The sequence below is a fragment of the Terrabacter sp. 2RAF25 genome, assembly GCF_052115265.1.
Taxonomy (GTDB): Bacteria; Actinomycetota; Actinomycetes; order Actinomycetales; family Dermatophilaceae; genus Terrabacter.
Map to the genome: position 1 here is coordinate 131,264 of NZ_JBFRGJ010000001.1, position 18,599 is coordinate 149,862.

Here is an 18,599-nt window from a genome sequence, read left to right on the forward strand (position 1 = left end):
GCGAAATTGGGCAATTCGGACTGGCGGACGCCGAGACCGCCCAGCCCGGCGCGGTCGAGGAGCGGACCGAGGCGTGCCCAGGCCGGAGCTCCTGGGGGCGGGGGTCAGGCGGCGTCGAGGAAGGGGCGGACCCGGGCCAGCGCCTCGGTGCGGCTCAGCACGTTGAGCCGCAGGAAGATGTTCTCCAGGTGCTTGCGCACGGTGCCCTCGGAGAGCCGAAGGTTCGAGGCGATCCGCGCGTTGCTCGCGCCGGTGGCGACCTGCCGCAGGATCTCCCACTGGCGGGGCGTCAGGTTCGGCTCGCCACGCAGCTCGCGGTCGCGACGGGCGTGGAGCTCAGCGAGGTGCGGACGCACGAGCCGGAGCATCATCAGCTCACGCTCGGTGAAGTCGGGACCGCCGTGGCGGAACAGCAGCACTCGGCGGTCGGTGCCGCCCTGCGGTGTGAGGGGCAGGAGGACCTCGTGGGTGATCCCGAGCGTGTTGACGAAGAAGGAGCCGAGCGGGGTGTTGGCGTAGTCGCGCGTGGTCCAGAGGTCCGACCGCCGCTGCACGGTGGTGTAGTCGTTGGTCAGCAGCGGACCCGCGCAGCCGTCGAACCTCCAGAACTCCTGCCAGAAGACCTGTGTGAACTCGTCATCCTCCGTGCCGAAGCTCTCCTCCCGTTCGACACCGTCGTCCGACACGGACAGCAGACGGATGCGCTGGTCCCTGACATCCATGAGCTGGAAGGTGAGGTCGTCGCACGGGATGAGCCGCTGCAGCCCGGCGAGCACGTCGGCGTAGAAGATGTCGTCCTCCGACGCTGCGGGCGCGGGCTCCAGGACGTCGAGCAGGCTCCGGACGTCCTGGTCGGTCAACGTCCAGCGGCTCGCGGTCATGGCACCAGGTGCAGTCGGTTCCATCTGCCTAGGTTAGGCCTGGCGGCGTCCTGCCGGAATGCGCAGAAACGCGTACGGCGAACGTCGTGCGCCGAAGGCCGGATTCCCTGACGGGCCTGATCGCGTGACCGTGGGGAGATGACTCACCACGACAGCCAGCCCATCGCCAGGATCCTCCACCGAGCCCTGTTCACCATCGCCGCCGTCGGCACGCTGGCCGTGCCCGGCGCCTCGGCCGTCGCCTCACCGGCGCCAGACCCGCCACCTCGACCGCAGACGAGCACGGTCACGGTGCCGGAGGCCGTCGACGGGCTCCTCCAGGCGTACCGGAGCGCGCCTCTCGCGCAGAAGCTCGGCATCCACGAGGAGATCCTCCTCGCGGTCGCCACCGGCATGCCGGCGCTGTAGCGCCCGCGACCTTCGCCGTGAGGAGTGGCGCAGCCCGTCCGGGTGGGGGTGGGACGGGCTGCGCCGATGGCTCCGGCGGAGGGGGGTTGCGCCGGAGCGTGCGCGTGCCCGTCAAGCCAGGGGGACCGACGGGCATGCAGCAGGAGCATGCCATGCGCCCGGCCACCGGTGTCGACCAACACGCGGACGGCGTGGCGCGACCCGCTGGTGGCGCCACGGGTCGATCGGCGCGGGCTCAGGCACCGGTGCCGACGCCGTGAGCGAGCAGGTGGCGGTCGAGCATGGCCGCGCACGTCGCTGCCCGATCGGGCAGCATCTTCCTCGCCGCGCTGAGGACGAGCGAGCTCAGCTCGAGGGCCTCCCACACGCGTACGCGCTCGTCCGTCACCGGAGCCTGCTCGCGGTAGGCGGCGAGGAACGCGTCGGCGAGGGCGTCGACCCGCGACGAACGGTCCTCGAAGGCGTTCGAGCCCGCCGCCACGTCGCAGCCGGTCTTGTTGACCGCGGAGTGGCGCAGCTTCACCAGGAACATGGCGATGTCGATGGCGGGCTCGCCCTGTCCTGCCTTGTCGAAGTCGATGAGGCCGAGGCCGCCGCCGTCGAGCAGGAGCACCTGAGCCGGGCGGAAGCTGCCGTGGACCGGACCCGATGGGTCGGGGTCGACCAGCGAGGCGGCCCGGCCGATGCGGGTGAGGACGGTGCCGGTGAGCTCGTCGAGCCAGGGCAGCAGCGTCGTCAGCCTGGCCCGCTTGCTCTCGAGCGCGGCGAGCTCGTGGTCCCACGTCGTGCGCGGGCCGGCCGTGACGCCGCTGGTGTGCAGCGCCGCGAGCCCCCGGGCGGTGTCACGGACGGCGTCGACCGCCACCGCTGCGTCGCCGTCGCCGTCGCCCGAGAACGCGTCGGCGAGGAGGTCCTTGAGCGTGCACTTGTGGTCGAGGTGCGTCTGCACCGAGATGCCGAGGCCGTCCACGTAGCCGACGGGCTCGGGGATGCTCAGCGTCGGGCTGGCACGCATGCTCGAGGCCCACAGGGCCTCGAGCACGTCGTGGCAGGCGCGCCCCTCCTCGACCCGGTGCACCTTGGCCACGACAGCGCGCGGCCAGGCCGGGGGGACGGGCGACGGTGCGACCTGCAGGTCGCAGGAGACGGTCGCGCGCAGGCCGGCCTTGTAGGTCAGCACCGAGCTGCGGCAGCCGACGAGCCGCGTTCCGTCGCCGGGGCGGTGCGCCTCGAGCACCCGCTCGAGCAAGGGGAGCGCCGAGTCCACCTGCGTGATGGCCACCAGTCCGGGGAGCTCGGCGTCAGCCGACCAGACGTCGAGGTGCAGGCGCAGGTCAGGCAACCAGTGCGACCAGCCGTCCTCACCGAACCTCGCCGAGCTCCCCGTCGTGGGGACCCTGCCGCCGTGCGGGACGAGGGTGCCGTGCGCCGACACGGTGCGACGCGTGTCGGCGGGGCCGGCCACCTCGAGGAGGTAGGTCGCGGTCCATTCCCCGGTGTCGGAGGACCTGAGCCGCGTCACCTTGCAGTCGACCAGATCGACTGTGCCAGAACGCAGCTCAGGAACGTGATGCTTGAGCGCCATCGACACGCTCTCCGGATGAACGCCGCGCTCGAACCAGGTCGGACCCATAAACACCCCTCGGTCGTCTCGTCAGGATGGCACCCCGAGGGGTCGATCCGCACAGACTTCGTTCATTCGGCGTACATCGGGAATTCAGCAATGCCACACTTGATTTCGAACTCAATTTCACGGGACCTGGGGGCGGGGCCGTGAGCCCTGACTGACGCGACCCAGGGGGGGTCTCGTGAAACTTGTACTAGTTACCGGTGCAGCAGGATTCATTGGAAGCCACGTCTCCGAGCTGCTGCTCAGTGAAGGCTGGCGTGTGCGTGGGGTCGATGCCCTCACGGACAACTACGACCCTGCTGCGAAGCTGCGCAACGTCTCCGGCATGCGACACAACCCGGCGTTCACGCTGCTCCATGAGGACCTGACGAGGGCGGAGCTCGGCCCTCTGGTCGAGGACGTCGACGCCGTCATCCACCTCGCGGCCGAGCCCGGCGTGAGCACGTCGTGGGGAGAGGCGTTCTCGACCTACGTCGAGCGCAACATCCTCGCCACGCAGCGGCTCCTCGAGGCTGCAGCGTGTGCCCACGCCCCGCGCATCGTGTATGCCTCGAGCTCGTCGGTCTACGGGCCGACGCTCGAGGCGATGCACGAGACGAGCCGGTTGGCGCCGCTCAGTCCGTACGGCGTCAGCAAGCTGGCGGGCGAGTGCCTGGTCGGTGCGTACGCGCACCAGCGCGGCGTGCCCACGGTCGCGCTGCGCTTCTTCTCCGTCTACGGTCCCCGCCAGCGTCCCGACATGGCGATCCACCGCTTCACCGAGGCGCTGCTCGACGGTCGGGAGGTGTCGGTCTTCGGCGACCAGGTGCAGCTGCGCGACTTCACCTACGTCGGCGACGTCGCCCGCGCGGTCGTCGCCGCGACGACGGCCCCGGTGCCCTCGGGCACCGTCCTCAACATCGCCCGTGGGGCGCCGGTCCCCGTCCCGGAGATGCTCCGCCTCCTCGCGGAGGAGGTGCACGGCGAGGCATCGGTCGCGCGGCTGCCGCACCGCGCGGGCGACACCGAGCAGACCCACGGGGACAGCAGGGCGGCCGCTGCGGCCCTGGGCTGGCGGGCGGCGACGGACCTGCGCCTCGGCCTCAAGCACCAGGTGGCCTGGCACCGCAGGCTTCGCGAGCACCCCGAGCAGGAGGGTGTCACGTCTCCCGGTTCGCCAGGACTCCAGGCGATCCCGGCGATCCACGGCTCGATGCAGGGCTCGATCCAGGGCGGGTGGGACCGGTGACCCACGAACCGAGGATGCTCATCTACTCGCAGGACGGGCTCGGACTCGGCCACATGCGGCGGACCTCGCTGCTCGCCGCCGAGTTCCTGCACCAGATGCCCGGGGCGAGTGCCCTCACCCTCTCGGACTCGCCCCTCGGGCAGTTCTTCGCGACGGCCCCCGGTCACGACTTCCTCAAGCTCCCGAGCATCCGCAAGAGCGGCCCGGGGGAGTGGGAGGCCGTGTCGCTCTCGGCATCCTTCCGGGACGTCCTCGCCCTTCGCCGGCGCCTCATCGTCAGCGCCGTTCGGGAGTTCGACCCGGACATCCTCCTCGTCGACCACATGCCGCACGGCGCGATGGGTGAGCTGGTGCCGGCGCTGCGCAAGCTGCGCGGCCACCGGGCCCACGTCGTGCTCGGGCTGCGCGACATCATCGACAACCCCGAGGTCGTGCGGAGACGCTGGACGGCCGAGGGTGCGTACGAGGCGCTCGAGGAGTTCTACGACGAGGTGCTGGTCTACGGCTCCCGCGAGGTGCTCGACGTGGCGCACGAGTACGCGTGGCCGAAAGGACCCGCCCAGCGGCTGACGTATGCCGGCTACGTGTGCGCGAAGCCGCACCGGCGAGCCAGGCGCCTCGCCGTCGTCGCCGACCACGCGAGCACGGACGGCCGGGAAGGCGTCGCACCACCCCACGCTCCCGCGCACCCGACCGTCCTCGTGGTCGCCGGCGGCGGAGCCGACGCGTTCCCGATGATGTCGGGGGTGATCGACTCGGCTGCGGCGGTGCACCGGGAGAGCCCTGCCGAGTTCCTTTTCGTCACAGGCCCGTTCATGCCCCGAGCCGAAGTGGCAGAGCTGAAGCGCAGGGCGAGCGGGCTGCCCATGGTCGACGTGCGACGTCGGATCCGCGGCCGCGGCCGGATCGCCCGTGCCGACCTCGTCGTGTCGATGGCTGGCTACAACACGACGATCGAGCTGCTCAACGACGGAACCCCGGCCCTGCTCATCCCGCGAAGTGGTCCCAGCGCCGAGCAGCGCATCCGCTCGAGCCTTTTCGGCCAGCGGGACTGGGTGCACTGGCTCGACCCCGACCTCCTCGGCACGGGTGCGGTCGCCGACGCGGTCGTGGCCGCGCTGGCGGACCCGCCGTGCCCGTCCCGGAGCCCCGACCTGACGGGTCGCAAGACCGCCGTGGCCCGGCTGACGAGCCGTCTCGAGAGCTGGCCCAAGCTGGAGCTCGAGTCGGTCGGCACATGACGGTGCCGGCGGGGGCGCCCGCCGCCGCGGCGACGGGGTCGACCGTCGAGGTCGGCGCGGCCAGCGGCGCCGTGGAGGCCGACGACGTCGTGGCTGGTCGCAGCAGCCCCGAGGACGTATGCCGCTTCCTCACCGAGGTCGTGCCCGTGGCCGTCGCCGAGTCTCTCGGGCCGCTGCTGGCCGACGGGGTGGGCCCTGTTCGGACGCACGTGACGCGCACCAAGCTGAAGCCCGGCCGCAAGCTGACGGTCAGCGTGGACCTCGAGGGCAGCGGCATCCCCAGGCGGCCTGCCACGGTGACCTGGTGGGCCGCCGGCGAGCCCGCTGCCGCGGCCGACCCCCGTTCGTCGTCGGTGGCCCCCGGGCTGCGGGGCCCGTTCTCGACGCTCGGTCCGCCGGCCGACGCGAGCGGCATGACGGTGCTCATCGCACCCCTCGACCCCGCGTTCCCGCATCTCGCCGACGCCTACGACCCCGGGCGCCTGGCGCAGATCCTCAGCGGCGCTGGCGTGGCGGGGTTCGAGGGCGGGGTGCACGTCAGACCACTCCGCTACCGCCCGGGGCAGCGCCACGTGCTGCTCGTCGAGAGCCTCGACGGCCGGCGGACATTGTTCGTCAAGTGCTACCGGGACGACGTCGGCCAGACGGTCGTGGATGCGAGAAGCGCTGTCGCGCAGACGCTTTCGGCGCCGGGTGCGTCGGCACGCACCGCTCGCCTCGTCGGCTACGCAGCCGCTCACGGGCTGGTGCTGTGGGAGGGCGAGGACGCAGCGCCGTTGTCGCACGCCCTGCTCCACGGGCACGCCTGGACGACCGGCCGGCTGGCCGACCTGGGCCGCGCCGGCGCGGCCCTCCGCGCCATCCACGAGAGCGGCGTGCGGTCCAGGCCGGACGGGGGGACACGCTCGGACCCGGTGGCCGAGGCGGCCGCGACACGACGGTCGCTCGAGCACGTGGCTGCGCTGGCGCCCGGTGCCGCAGCGGCCTCCGAGGCGCTGCTCGCCGAGACCGTCGTGGGTCTGGTCGAGCTGCCCGACGAGGCGGGCCACCTCCTGCACGGTGACTACAAGTGCGACAACCTCCTCGCCTCCGCTGACGGTCTCGTCCTGCTCGACTTCGACCGGGTCACGGTGGGCGACCCCGCGGTGGACGTCGGCAAGCTCTTGGCCGACCTGCGCTGGTGGTCCCGGGTCGGGCGACGCAGCCCGACCACCCCCGTGGACGCCTTCCTGCGCGGCTACGGCCCGTGCCCTCCGACGCGGGTGGGCCGGGCGCTCCTCTACGACGTGGTCTTCCAGCTGCGTGCGCTGGGCCGGCGGATCCCGCTGCACGAGCCGGGCTGGGCCGAGGCGGTCGGCGTGGGCCTCGACGAGGCCCTCGCGTGCGCCCGCGACCTCTCCCGCGAGATGACGCGGCAGACCCACCAGGTGCTCGGGGCGAAGGTCAGATGACGACGGCGTGGCCCGCGGCCCCGACGGGCTTCGACTGGACCGAGGTCGACCCCCTGGTCGGGCTCGTCCAGCCCGTGGTGGAGGGCGAGGGCCGGCCCGGAGGCGTCCACCAGATCCGTTGGGAGCCGGAGCAGTCCGCGAGGGTCGCATTCGACCACCGCAACGGCGAGGTCGTCGTCTACGAGGCGAGGCAGGGCTCGGTCCACCGGAGCGGCCTGAGCCAGGACCCTGGGCTGCCGGGTGTGGCTTCGGTGCTCGACCCGGTGAAGGTCGCGGCACGGCTCGAGCACCTCCTGGGCAAGCCGGTCCGCAACTGCACGGTGACGCCGGTGAGCTACCGGCCCGGCTCGCGGTGCGTCATCCGCTGCGACGTGCTGCTGCCCTCGGGTCGGCGCACCGTCTTCGTCAAGCTGCTCGCGCGCGGCACCGGCGAGTACGTGGAGAGCCTGCGAGCCCTGGCCGGAGGCCGCGGCGGACGTGCCGTCGTCCCTGCCCTCGTCGGCTGCTGGGCGGATCTCGGCGCCGTCGTCACTGCAGGGGTCACGGGGCCGACGGCCTCCGACCTGCTCACGGACGTCGCCTCGCCCGCACGGGACCGCGTCCGCCTCGTCGCCGGCCTCGGCCGCCTCCTCGCCGACATCCATCGCACCAGCCCGGGGCCGCACACCTCGGCGCGTCGACACGGCACGGCCGACGAGCTCGACGAGCTCACCTCCTACCTGGCGGCAGCCTGGCACGCAGACCCGCCGACGGCGCTCTCGCTCGGCTGGTCTCTCGACCGGCTCGCCGACGCACCGCCCCGGGAGAGGTCCCTCGTGTTCAGCCACGGCTCATACCGCGCTGGTCAGGTGATGGTGGACGGCGACCGCCTCGCCGTGCTCGACCTCGACGGCGCCGGCCTGGCCGACCCGGCGCGCGACCTCGGCAACGCCACGGCATACCTCGACTGGCAACGCATGCGCACCGGCTCTGCCGCTACCCCCGACCTCGTCGGGGCCCTGCTACAGGGCTATGCCGATGCCGGCGGGCAGGCCGAGCCGGACGCCGTCGACTGGTGGCACGCCGCGTCGTTGCTGAAGATCGGGGGCCGCCGCTACCGCAGCCTCGACACGACCCACTGGGAGGCCGTGCCGTCCCTCGTGGCGGCGGCCTCGGGAGTGCTCGAGCGACGACGCGACCGGCGCCTGCGCCGGTCGGCGGCCCATCGGCGGCCGCAGCGGTCGCCCGAGCTCACGGACCCGCGCTCGATGACAGCCCTGCTGCGCGAACAGCTGCGAGCCGGTGGCCTCGACGGCGGACGCATCGTCTCGGCGGAGACGCTCCGGCTCGCCCCCGGCCGCAGGGTCGTCGTCCGCTACCGCGTGACCGGTGGGTCGGAGGGCCCCGTCGACGTCATCGCCAAGGCGTACGCGGACCACGGTCGAGCCGTCGTCGCCCACGAGAACCTCGTCCTCTTCGACCGGCTGCGCGACCCCGAGGTCCGGTGCGGCACCCAACGGCCGATCGGCGTGCACCCGCACCTCGGCATCGTGCTCTGTCGGGCGGCGGCCGGACAGCCCGTGACGCCATCGCCGGGAGGCCCCCGCCGTGTGCCGGTCGCTGCGGCCACGTCACCCGGAGCGCCCCGCGAGGTCGCGCTCGACGAGGTCGACGTCGTCCGGGCGGCAGGCCTGCTCGGACGGTGGCTCCGCACCGTCCACGCCACACGGGCCGGCGCCGGCCGGCGTCTGGAGGTCGGTCACGAGGTGGCCAACTGCGGACTCTGGGCGGAACGCATCGGCCGGGTCGACGCGCGGCTGCTCGCTCCCGCCCGCGAGCTGGTCGACCTGCTGGACACCCGCGCGGCGACCCTTCCCGACGTGGGCGACGCCCTCATCCACAAGGACCTCCACCTGGGCCACGTGCTCGTCGGCGACCGCGGGCAGGTCACCGTCATCGACCTCGACGAGGCCCGGATGGGCGACCCCGCGTTCGACGTGGCCCACCTGTGCGCGTACGCGGAGGAATCGCGGTCGGGTCAGGTGGAGCACGCCGTGCGGGCCTTCCTCGACGCGTACGGCGACGTCCCCGGGGCAGGTGCCCAGCGCCGGCTCGCCTTCTTCCGCGCCTACACACTGCTCAAGATCACCCGTCAGCAGCTTGCTGGCCAGGTCACCGACGAGCTGGTGCAGTCCTCCCGGCACCGGCTCGGTCAGGGGGTGGCATGCCTACGAGGGTGATGTTCCTGACGCGGAGCTGGCCCCGGCTGTCGCAGACGTTCATCGTCAACGAGGTGCTGGCCCTCGAGCGCCTCGGTGTGGACCTCGACCTCTGGGCCATGGCCCCGTCGGGCGAGCCGGTGCGCCAGCCGCAGGTGGCACGGGTGCGGGCGGCGGTGACCCACCCGACCTCGGTCGCGTCGCCCGACGACCACGCCCTGGTCGCGGAGCTCGCGCCCCAGCGGTACGCCGACACGGCGCGTCTCGTGCGGGACCGCCCCGAGCTGTCCAGCGGCTACGCGAACGCCACCACGGCCGAGTGCTTCGAGGTGGCCGTCCAGCTCGCAGCGCGCATGGCGCGGAGCGAGGCAGACGGCATACGCGTCGCGCACCTGCATGCCCACTTCGCCCACGACCCCGCGCTCGTCGCCCTCCTCGTGCACCTGCTCACCGGCGTCGGTTACAGCTTCACCGCGCACGCCCGTGACCTCTACCAGATCCCGCGTGCCAGTCTCCTGGCGCGGTCCCGGGCTGCGACGAGCCTGCTCACGTGCTGTGCCGCCAACGTGGACTTCCTTGCGGCACAGCTGGATCCGGAGTCGATGCGCAAGGTGCGCGTGATCCACCACGGCATCGACCTGACCCAGTTCGTGCCCGGCCGCCCCCGGACTGACGGCGTGACCCGCATCGTCTCCGTCGGGAGACTGGTCGAGAAGAAGGGGTTCCCCGACCTGCTGCGGGCCTGCGCCCGGCTCGTCGGAGTCGCGCCCTTCCACCTCACCGTCTACGGCGACGGCCCGATGCGCGGTGAGCTCGAGGCCGTATGCCGTGGGCTGGGCGTCGACGACGTGGTGACGTTCGCGGGCGAGCGCGACAGCCCGGTCATCGTCGACGCCATGCGCGAGGCCGACGTCTTCGCGCTCACCCCGTTCGTGACTGCGGACGGCGACCGTGACGGCGTGCCGAACGTCGTCGTCGAGGCGCTCGCATCGGGCCTGCCCGTCGTGGCCACCGACGTCGGCGGTGTCGCCGAGGCGGTCGAGCACGGCCAGAACGGGCTGCTGGCCCCGGCCCGCGACGTCGCCGCCGTCGCGGACCACCTCGGGAGCCTGCTGCGCGACCCGGCCCGACGACGGATGATGGGAGCGAGAGCACGCGAGACGGCGGAGAGATCCTTCGACGTCAACCGTGCGGCCGAGCAGCTGGTGCAGGTCTTCGGTGTCGCGGAGGTGACCTCATGACCGGCGGGACCATCGCGGGGGTGGACGTCCTCGGTGGTCAGCGCGCCCAGCACGCCACCGTGCTCGAGGCACTCGACGCCGAGCAGATGGCCCCGCTGCTGGCAGCCGCTCTGGGCGACGACCCGCGCACGCCGTGCCTCGTCGTCGACGCCAAGTACGAGCCGGGAAGGCGCGCGACCGTGCTCTACCGGCTCGGTGCGAGCCTCGTGCACGCTGTGGTGCCGGCGCCCGGTGAGGTCGCTGCCGGCTGGCTGCTGCCGAACGGCATCGGCGTCCGGCGGTTCCCCCACGACCCCGGCCTGCCCACGCTGCCCGACGTCCTCGACCCCGAGCGGATGGGGGCATGGCTGGGCCGTGCCCTCGATCTGCCCGGCGGCTGCTCCGTGGGGGTGCGGCTGCTGCGCTACCGCCCCGGGCGTCGGGCCACCGTCGCCGTCACGGTGCGAGGCTCAGGCGGCGCCGACGCGATGTACGTCGCGAAGGTCTACCACGACGGCGCCAAGGCGGCCGCTGTCACGGCTGAGGGTCGGGCGCTGAACGCCCTCCGGCTGCCGCCGCCCCTCGTGCTGGCTCCCGTCGTGGCGCACCTGCCCGAGCTCGCCGTCGTCGTCCAGGGACACCTGCCAGGCCGTGAGCTGGCGCTCGACCTCGCTGACCCGTTCGTCGTGCGGCGTCACGAGCCCGACCTCGTGAGGGCGGCGCAAGCCCTCGCGGCCCTCCACGGCGGGCACGTGCCGGCGGGTCGGCCACGACCGCTGGACCGGGAGCTGGACCGCTTCGTCGACCGCGCCACGGCGGTCTGCAGCGTCGACCCGTCCACCGGCGAGGAGCTCCTCGCGCTGGCCCGCGACCTCCTCGACCGGCAACCGCAGGCGGGTCCGCTCTCGCTCGTGCACGGCGACTGCAAGCCGAGCCAGTTCCTCGTCGACGGAGATCGCGTGGCAGTGCTCGACCTCGACCACTGCGGGATCGCCGAGCCCGCCTACGACGTGGGCAACTTCGTCGCCTCGCTCCGTCAGGCCGCCATACGCGCGGACGTGGCGGACGGGGCCTCCGGCGGGGCGGAGCAGGAGGCGGGATGGGAGGCCGCGCGCGCTGCGGAGGCGCTCGGCGCGACGTTCGTGACGGCATACGTCGACCGTGCCCGACCCTCGCGACCCGACGAGCTCACCGACAGGATCGGCTACTACGTCGGCGTCTCGCTGCTGCGCAAGGCGCTGCGCGCCTGGTCGCGATCGCCGGGAGCCCTGCAGCCCGGACGGCTCGTGGCCGAGGCCCGGCGGGCCGCGGCCGACCTCGGGAGTCCCTATGGTCGCGATTGACACGAGGGTGGACGCACCGGCCGAGCGCCCCCGCCGGCGGCGGGCACCCCGTCACGCCAGGCGGTCCGACACCGCGCGGGCTCTCGCGCTGATCCGGAGCTACCACGGCAGCAACCGGCCCTACGTGGTCGGCCTGCTCCTGCTCGTCTTCGAGGCGGTGACGGCCGTCCTCGAGCCGTTCCCCATCGCGTACGCCCTCGACTTCGTGACGGGCAAGGAGGTGAGCCTCCGCGACCGCGGGTTCCCGGCGTTCCTCACCAACGAGCGCGTCGAGACGGTCCTGCTTCTCGGGCTCGCCATCATCCTCATCGCAGCCGTCAACAAGGGTGCCGACTCGTTGTCGGAGGTGTTCCTGGCGCGCGGTGGCCGCGTGCTCGGCTACAACATCCGCGTCACGATGTACGACCGGCTGCAGAAGCTGTCGATGGCCTTCCACGACAAGCGACGCACGGGAGACGTGCTGACCCGGGTCACCGGCGACGTGCTCGTCGTCGAGGACTTCATCGTCATGTCCCTCAGCAACTTCGTGGCCAGCGCGCTCCTGCTCATCGGGTCGTTCGTCGCGCTCCTGCTCCGCTCGTGGCAGGTCGCCCTCATCGCAGCCGTCGTCGTGCCGGTGCTCGCCCTCGTCGCCAACTGGTTCTCGTTGCGGCTCAAGCGTTTCTCCAAGCAGCAGCGCGCCACGGAGGGCGACCTGGCGTCGACGGCCCAGGAGATGCTCTCGTCGATCCGGCTCGTGCAGAGCTACGGCCGCGGACACGTCGACCTCGAGAACTTCTCGCGGCAGAGCGACCAGAGCATGAAGGCCTCGCTGCGCATCGCGACCGTCCAGGCCCAGTTCAGCTTCGTCATCGCGGTCTTCGAGGGGCTGACGATCGCCGGCGTGCTGTGGCTCAGCTTCTGGTTGGTCGAGGGGGGCGTGATCAGCGCGGGCACGCTCGTGCTGTTCGTGCTGCTCATCCAGAACATGTTCAAGCCATCCCGCAAGATCGTGAGCGAGTGGTACAAGGTCGGCAAGCTCATCGCGAGCACCGAACGCATCGCCGAGCTTCTCGAGCGACACCCCACGGTCGAAGACACCCCGTCGTCGACACCGGCCCCGAGGCTCGCCGGACGGCTGAGCTTCACGCACGTCAGCTTCAGCTACCGCATCGAGGGCGCCGAGGCCGGCGCGGACGGGGCCGCCGAGCCCGAGGACGCGCGGACGGTGCTGCGCGACATCAGCTTCACCGCCGACCCGGGCGAGGTGGTCGCCCTCGTCGGCCCGAGTGGCGCCGGCAAGAGCACCGTCGCGCAGCTCGTGCCGCGCCTCTACGACCCGGACTCGGGGGTCGTCGCGATCGACGGCACCGACGTCCGGGAGTTCACGCTCGCCTCCTTGCGCAGCCAGGTCAGCCTCGTGCTCCAGGAGACCCTCCTGCTCACCGGCACCGTGGCCGAGAACATCGCCTACGGCATCGACGACCCCGACCCCGACCGGGTCGAGCGAGCGGCCCGGCTGGCGCAGGCGCACGACTTCATCGCGGACCTGCCGTTCGGCTACCAGACCGTGCTGGGCGAGCGGGCCTCGACGTTGTCGGGCGGCCAGCGGCAGCGGCTCGCGATCGCCCGCGCCTTCATCCGTGACGCACCCGTGCTCGTGCTCGACGAGCCCACGACGGGGCTCGACCCGGAGGCGTCGGCCCAGGTCATCGCCGCCCTGCACACCCTCATCGACGGCACGACGACGATCATCATCTCCCACGACGCCGAGCTGGTCCGGTGTGCCGACCGGGTGCTCGTGCTCGACGACGGCCAGATCGTGCGGGAGGGATCCCCGGCCGTCCTGGCGGCCAGTCCCGGTGCGTTCGCCGACCTCTTCGGCGAGCTGATGTCGGTCGACCGTCCGCAACGCCGTCGGGGGCCCGCGTGAGCTCCGACGCGCAGGCGGCCACGAGGGTGCGGCCGCTGCCGGACTGGGCGACCGACCCGTCGCTCGGCGACCGGTTGGCGCGGGAGTGGGTCGCGACCCACCGACCGGGACGCAGCGTGGCCAGGGCCCGCACCCACTCCCTGCTCTACCGGGGTCCGGGTGACGTGTCGGCGCGCGTGGGCATCCAGCTGGACGGGGATGCGGCTGCGGAGGCGGTCACCCTGCTCGTCCGCGACCGCGGGGGCGACGTGTCGGTCGCGGAGTTCCCGGACGACCGCCTCCTTCCCACCCTGGCTGCCGTGCTCCGGGGTGGTGCGCTTGCGCCGCTGCTACGTGACTCCGGGATCGGGCGTGCCTCTGCGACAGGGCCGTTCGACTACTCGGCGGTTGTCGTGCACCACCCGCGCGAGGGTGCCTGCGTACTGCGAGTCCGGGTGGGCGAGGAGGAGGCGTACGCCAAGGTCTACCCGCGCGCGGACGACGCCACGGCCGCGGCCGAGGCGCTGTACGCCGTCGGCACCGGGCAGGTGCGCTCCCTGGGTGCAGGTGTGGTGCGGCTTCCCCGAGTGCTCGGGGTGAGCCCCTCCCTGCGGACGACGGTCCTCGAGTCGCTCACTCCGCCTGGCGCGGTGGGCCCCTGGCCGGGCTCTCCCGACCCGGTCGGCACGCAGGAGGTCGCGCGCGTGCTCCGGGCGTTCCACGCCCATGCCCCCACCGGTCGCCTGCGCCGGGTGACGGCGTCCGAGCTCGTCGACCGGCTCCGTCGGGAGCAGGGGCTGGTCGCGACCGCGTGGCCCGACGTGGCAGCGCGGGTCGACGCCGCGGTCCGCCAGGCCGCTTCGGTGCTGGAGCAGCCCGGGCGCTCCGCACTCTCCGGGCTCTCCGGGCACTCTGGGCTCTCCGGCGCGGAGCCGGTGCTGTGCCACGGCGACTTCACACCCGGCCAGGTCGTCAGGGTGCCAGGGGGTCTCGGTGTGCTGGACCTCGACACCGTCGCGTTCGCCGACCCTGCCGCCGACATCGGTCGGTTCCTCGCGTACGCAGCCATGCGCGAGGAGACCGTCGGGGGCTCGGCCTCACGTGCCGCAGCCGCTCGCACGGACTTCCTCGTGGCATACGGCATCTCGCCCGGTGCAGCCGACGTCGCGGGTCTCGAGGTTCGGGTGTGGGCGCACCGCCGGCTCAACCTCGCCCGCATCGCCCTGCGCGCCACTCGACGCTTCAAGAGCGCCAGGGCCGCGTTCGCCGTCACGCTGCTCGACACCAGCGACCCGAAGCCGGGGAGGCTCCCATGAGCACGACCACGCACGACACCGCGATCGACGCCCTCGGCCCGTTCGGCGAGGTGCCCGAATGGCTGGCCGGGCTCATGCGTCCGGGCCGCCTCGAGGCCTCGTTGAAAGCGCACGTACCCGAGCTGCGCGACGGACGTCTCGCGCTGGTCGAGTGCCGCGCCGACCAGCTGCGCGCCAAGGCAGGCAGCTGGCTCGCGCGTTGCCGCGCCGTCGTCGCAGCAGGGGGCGCGGATCCGGTCGAGGTCGTGCTGGTCGGCGAGCTCTACCCACCCACGCGACCCGGCCCGGACCTGCCGCTCGCGGGAGCCGGGGTCGGGTTCGGCGAGCCAGGCCACGAGGTGTTCCTGCCCGACCTGCGGGTGCACCTGCGCACAGAGGAGGAGGACCCAGGCCTGCCCAGCCTCGGCGCCCTGTCCGAGCCGGAGGCCTCGGCCCGCATCATCGAGCGCATGCTCCGGGCGAGCGGCTACCCGGAGGCCACCGTGGCGTCGAGCACGCCCAACGTCCTGCGCTACAAGCCGGGCAGCCGGTGCACGATCCACTACGACCTCACCTACGACCCGCCGTCCGCCCGACTGCCGCGGCCGGTCGTGGCGAAGACGCACCAGGGCGACAAGGGTGCGGTCGCCCACGAGGCCATGACTGCGCTCTGGCGCAGCGACCTCGCACGAGGGGAGCACGTGCTGCTCGCCGAGCCGCTCGGCTACCTGCCGGAGGAGCGGGTCCTGCTCCAGGGCCCCGTCCCCGAGGACCGCACGCTCAAGGAGCTTGCCCGGCTGGCGTTCGAGCAGATGGACCCGAACCTCCTCCAGGGGCTGCGGACCGAGCTGCGGCGGACGGCGGTCGCCCTCGCCGCGCTCCACTGCAGCGGTGCCCGCTACTCGCGGTCGGTGGGCTGGACGGACTGGCTCGCCGAGACCCGCGAGATGCTCGACCGTCTGGCGCAGACCGTGCCCGAGCTGCGTGAGGCCGGCGACCCGCTCATCGACCGCCTCGAGGCTCTGGGCCTGGCGACCGACCCTGACCCGGCCGTCTGCGCACACCACGACTTCCGGCCGGCGCAGGTGCTCCTCGCTCGAGGACGCCTGGCCTTCATCGACTTCGACGGTGCCGCGATGGCCGAGCCCGGCCTCGACCTGGGCCGGTTCCGCGGCAAGCTGCGCGACATCGGCGTCACGGCGCTCGCCGCGTCCCCGGAGGGCTACCGCCCGGACCTGCTCGAGGACCGGCTGGCGCTGCTCGACGACCTCTGCGACCTCTTCCTGGACGAGTACCGCGAGCACGCGCCCGTCTCGCCGGAGCGGGTGGTGCTCTGGGAGACCATCGACCTGCTGATGGCCCTGCTGCACACCTGGTCGAAGGTGCGCCTGCTGCGCGTCGAGCCCCGGTTCGCGATCCTCCGCCACCAGCTGCAGACAGCCGACCTCACCCCACCTCCCTGATCGAGAGAACACTCCGTTCAAGGATCCCCGCAATCGAGAGAACACTCCGTTCAGGGACCCCCGCAATCGAGAGAACAGTTCGTCATGTGGCGGACTGCTCTCTCGGTTGGGCGCTGTGGATCAGCGGAAACGGGACGGGAACTGGGCCACGATCCCGGCACTGAGCTGGTCGGCCATCATGAGGATGTGGGCATGGATGGCCTCGTAGTCGGCGACGCTCGCGGCGTACTGACCATGCAGTTCGTGGGCTGCCTCGGCGAGGGTCTGGTCGAGGTGCGTCTTCATGTCAGCGCGCATGAGCTTCTGGGGCCAGGACCTCGGGTTCGCGGCGGCGAGGAAGTCGGCGATCTCGTTGCCGTTGGCGTACCACCGGGCGTTGGCCGCGTTGAACGCCGTCGTGTCCCCGGCCTTGGCCGCCGTCAGCACCTCGACGGCGATGGTGATGTGGTCGTGCAGTAGCGCGGTCAGACGGCTGCCCGCCGCAGCGCCGTAGAAGGGCGCGATCGCAGCACCGATGTCGCGCTGGTTCTGCAACAGCCGGCCAGCCGTGGCGTCGAACCCGGCCGACCCGTCGGCGAAGGTCACGATGGCAAGCCGCGTCCACGTGACGTGGTCCTCCCAGAGCTTGCGCATCTGGTCGTGGAACGCGGTGCGCGTGGTCTTCGCTGTGGCGGAGGCCGCGTGCTCGTGGGTCACCGCGGTCGTGTCGACGGCTCGGGCCGAGACCATCCCGGATGCCAGCACGACACCGAGCAGAGCGCCCAGGGCGAGGGCCACCAGCGAGACCATCTGTCGCCGAAGCATTCTCGTGCGAGTCATGTCGTTCCTCCTGTCGGGTGGCCGACGTGGCCACACCTGTTGGCGGCACGACATGCACTGGTTCTTACCTGCGGCCTCGGTCGCCGCCATCGGCGCGTCCTCGTGAGGCCCGTTCGGCGGCTTCGCCCTATTCGAATCGCTTGAGTACGCCGCCCCTTCGAAAGGGCTGCATCGTCGGGTCCAAGCGTCGTTGAGGATTGAGCCAATTAGGCTGGCCTGCAAGCCAATTCGTGTGGACAGCTCTTCCGTAAGCGTTCGAACACCTGTACGATAAGGGCATGAGCAGCGCACAGCAGATCGAGCAGGACTGGGACCACGTCGCGTCCCTGGCCGCCGACCTGCACGACGCGCACGCCCGCCTGGTCGACTTCGTCGCGACGGTGCTGAAGCAGGGGTCGTGGCAGGCGGCCGGGCTGCGGTCACCGGAGCACTGGCTGATGCTGCGGGCTGGGCTGTCCCGCGGCCAGGCCGCCGCGGTCCTGCTGATGGCGCGCCGGTCCGGTGAGCTGCCGACGACGGCGGCGGCGTTGCGGGCCGGCCGGATCAGCCTTGACCAGGCCGCCGTAGTGGCCCGGCACACCCCCGCCGCGTACGACGAGAGCGTGGCGCAGTTCGCCGCGCACGCAAGCGTCACGCAGCTGCAGCGGTCGGTGGCCCGCTACGACTTCGCGCTCGAGCCGGCCACCGTCGACGAGAGCGGCCGGGTCCTCCCCGGCGAGAAGACCCCCGCCGCTGCCGCGTCAGACCACCCCGACCACCCCGAAGCCGACGAATCCGCGGTGCCGGTCGAGCCGGTCGAGCCGGCCAGCTTGTCGATGGGGTACGCCGACGGCCGGTTCCGGCTGCGCTACGACGCGCCCGCCGAGGTCGGCGCGGTCGTCGAGGCCGCGCTCGCCGAGGTCAAGGACCACCTCTTCCACAGCCTGGCCACGGATGCCGACGGTGGAGGCGATGGTGACGTGCTCGACCCACACCGGCACGTCACCGACGGTGGCAGCCCCCGGGTCACCTGGGCCGACGCGCTCACCCTGGTCGCGACCCGCTCCCTCGACACCGCAGGCATCACCAGCACTGGCGGGAAGGGTGGCGAGGGCAGGGCGGATGGGGCGGCGCGGCGGGCCCGGTACCGGGTCCAGATCCACCTCGACACCGACGGCGGCTGGCTCACCGGCCAACCCAGGCTGCCCCGGCACATCATCGACGGCCTCACCTGCGACGGCACCCTCACCCCCGTCTGGGAAAGCGGCGGCCATCCCGTCAACGTCGGCCGCGCCCACCGCGTCGTCCCCCACCGCACCCGGGTCCTGGTCCTGGACCGCGACCGCGGCTGCCGGTTCCCCGGCTGCGGCACCACGCGCCACCTCGAGGTCCACCACCTGACCCACTGGCGCGACGGCGGCCCCACCGACCTGGCCAACCTGCTCGGGCTGTGCCCGTTCCACCACGACGGGCACCACCGCGGCGAGTTCACCATCACCGGCGACCCCACCAGGGCTACGGGCTGACCTTCACCACCCAGCACGGCCTGCAC

At 72.5% G+C, this 18,599-nt stretch carries 14 protein-coding genes; 11 read left to right on the forward strand and 3 right to left on the reverse strand.

Features of this window, described 5'->3' with window-relative positions; genetic code table 11:
- Positions 1 to 104 precede the first annotated feature (104 nt).
- Positions 105 to 905 carry a response regulator transcription factor gene (locus AB4091_RS00640; RefSeq protein WP_442289797.1) on the reverse strand — a complete coding sequence of 267 codons (801 nt, stop codon included), beginning with the start codon at positions 903 to 905 and terminating at the stop codon, positions 105 to 107.
- Positions 906 to 1,019: 114 nt separating this feature from the next.
- Here AB4091_RS00640 and AB4091_RS00645 point away from each other — a divergent pair, with 114 nt between their 5' ends.
- Complete coding sequence (locus tag AB4091_RS00645; protein WP_442289798.1) at positions 1,020 to 1,289, forward strand: hypothetical protein; 270 nt, start codon at positions 1,020 to 1,022, stop codon at positions 1,287 to 1,289.
- Between the two features lie 235 nt (positions 1,290 to 1,524).
- Here AB4091_RS00645 and AB4091_RS00650 read toward each other — a convergent pair whose 3' ends face one another.
- Positions 1,525 to 2,811: a phosphotransferase gene (locus tag AB4091_RS00650; RefSeq protein ID WP_442289799.1), complete on the reverse strand. Its 1,287-nt coding sequence runs from the start codon at positions 2,809 to 2,811 to the stop codon at positions 1,525 to 1,527.
- 286 nt (positions 2,812 to 3,097) lie between these two features.
- Here AB4091_RS00650 and AB4091_RS00655 point away from each other — a divergent pair, with 286 nt between their 5' ends.
- From AB4091_RS00655 to AB4091_RS00695, 9 genes are read left to right on the forward strand one after another with little or no spacing between them, the layout of a single operon-like run.
- A complete protein-coding gene (locus AB4091_RS00655; protein ID WP_442289800.1) occupies positions 3,098 to 4,147 on the forward strand; it encodes an NAD-dependent epimerase/dehydratase family protein in 1,050 nt (349 codons plus the stop codon).
- A complete protein-coding gene (locus AB4091_RS00660) occupies positions 4,144 to 5,388 on the forward strand; it encodes a glycosyltransferase family protein (RefSeq protein ID WP_442289801.1) in 1,245 nt (414 codons plus the stop codon). Before AB4091_RS00655 ends, AB4091_RS00660 begins: the two co-directional genes overlap by 4 nt.
- Positions 5,385 to 6,839, forward strand: coding sequence for an aminoglycoside phosphotransferase family protein (locus tag AB4091_RS00665; RefSeq protein WP_442289802.1), 1,455 nt, complete (start codon positions 5,385 to 5,387; stop codon positions 6,837 to 6,839). Before AB4091_RS00660 ends, AB4091_RS00665 begins: the two co-directional genes overlap by 4 nt.
- Positions 6,836 to 9,058, forward strand: a complete 2,223-nt coding sequence (locus AB4091_RS00670; protein WP_442289803.1) for a phosphotransferase — start codon at positions 6,836 to 6,838, stop codon at positions 9,056 to 9,058. The genes AB4091_RS00665 and AB4091_RS00670 overlap by 4 nt, the downstream gene beginning before the upstream one ends.
- On the forward strand, positions 9,043 to 10,278 hold the full coding sequence (locus tag AB4091_RS00675; protein WP_442289804.1) for a glycosyltransferase family 4 protein: 1,236 nt from the start codon (positions 9,043 to 9,045) through the stop codon (positions 10,276 to 10,278). Before AB4091_RS00670 ends, AB4091_RS00675 begins: the two co-directional genes overlap by 16 nt.
- On the forward strand, positions 10,275 to 11,600 hold the full coding sequence (locus tag AB4091_RS00680; RefSeq protein WP_442289805.1) for an aminoglycoside phosphotransferase family protein: 1,326 nt from the start codon (positions 10,275 to 10,277) through the stop codon (positions 11,598 to 11,600). Before AB4091_RS00675 ends, AB4091_RS00680 begins: the two co-directional genes overlap by 4 nt.
- On the forward strand, positions 11,587 to 13,512 hold the full coding sequence (locus tag AB4091_RS00685) for an ABC transporter ATP-binding protein (protein ID WP_442289806.1): 1,926 nt from the start codon (positions 11,587 to 11,589) through the stop codon (positions 13,510 to 13,512). Before AB4091_RS00680 ends, AB4091_RS00685 begins: the two co-directional genes overlap by 14 nt.
- Positions 13,509 to 14,807 (forward strand): phosphotransferase, encoded by a 1,299-nt coding sequence (locus AB4091_RS00690; protein ID WP_442289807.1) that lies wholly within the window; start codon positions 13,509 to 13,511, stop codon positions 14,805 to 14,807. Before AB4091_RS00685 ends, AB4091_RS00690 begins: the two co-directional genes overlap by 4 nt.
- The gene (locus AB4091_RS00695; protein WP_442289808.1) at positions 14,804 to 16,249 is read left to right on the forward strand and encodes a phosphotransferase family protein; all 1,446 of its coding nucleotides are present in this window, start codon (positions 14,804 to 14,806) and stop codon (positions 16,247 to 16,249) included. Before AB4091_RS00690 ends, AB4091_RS00695 begins: the two co-directional genes overlap by 4 nt.
- Before the next feature lie 120 nt (positions 16,250 to 16,369).
- On the opposite strand, the gene AB4091_RS00700 is transcribed toward AB4091_RS00695, so the two are convergent.
- Positions 16,370 to 17,068, reverse strand: coding sequence for a hypothetical protein (locus AB4091_RS00700; protein WP_442289809.1), 699 nt, complete (start codon positions 17,066 to 17,068; stop codon positions 16,370 to 16,372).
- A gap of 278 nt (positions 17,069 to 17,346) precedes the next feature.
- Here AB4091_RS00700 and AB4091_RS00705 point away from each other — a divergent pair, with 278 nt between their 5' ends.
- Positions 17,347 to 18,573 carry a DUF222 domain-containing protein gene (locus AB4091_RS00705; protein ID WP_442289810.1) on the forward strand — a complete coding sequence of 409 codons (1,227 nt, stop codon included), beginning with the start codon at positions 17,347 to 17,349 and terminating at the stop codon, positions 18,571 to 18,573.
- The last annotated feature ends 26 nt before the right edge of the window (positions 18,574 to 18,599 follow it).

Coding starts and splice junctions, on each gene's coding strand:
- AB4091_RS00640 (WP_442289797.1), bottom strand. CDS start 905: ATGGAACCGACTGCACCTGGTGCCATGACCGCGAGCCGCTGGACGTTG.
- AB4091_RS00645 (WP_442289798.1), top strand. CDS start 1,020: ATGACTCACCACGACAGCCAGCCCATCGCCAGGATCCTCCACCGAGCC.
- AB4091_RS00665 (WP_442289802.1), top strand. CDS start 5,385: ATGACGGTGCCGGCGGGGGCGCCCGCCGCCGCGGCGACGGGGTCGACC.
- AB4091_RS00670 (WP_442289803.1), top strand. CDS start 6,836: ATGACGACGGCGTGGCCCGCGGCCCCGACGGGCTTCGACTGGACCGAG.
- AB4091_RS00675 (WP_442289804.1), top strand. CDS start 9,043: ATGCCTACGAGGGTGATGTTCCTGACGCGGAGCTGGCCCCGGCTGTCG.
- AB4091_RS00680 (WP_442289805.1), top strand. CDS start 10,275: ATGACCGGCGGGACCATCGCGGGGGTGGACGTCCTCGGTGGTCAGCGC.
- AB4091_RS00685 (WP_442289806.1), top strand. CDS start 11,587: ATGGTCGCGATTGACACGAGGGTGGACGCACCGGCCGAGCGCCCCCGC.
- AB4091_RS00695 (WP_442289808.1), top strand. CDS start 14,804: ATGAGCACGACCACGCACGACACCGCGATCGACGCCCTCGGCCCGTTC.
- AB4091_RS00700 (WP_442289809.1), bottom strand. CDS start 17,068: ATGACTCGCACGAGAATGCTTCGGCGACAGATGGTCTCGCTGGTGGCC.
- AB4091_RS00705 (WP_442289810.1), top strand. CDS start 17,347: ATGAGCAGCGCACAGCAGATCGAGCAGGACTGGGACCACGTCGCGTCC.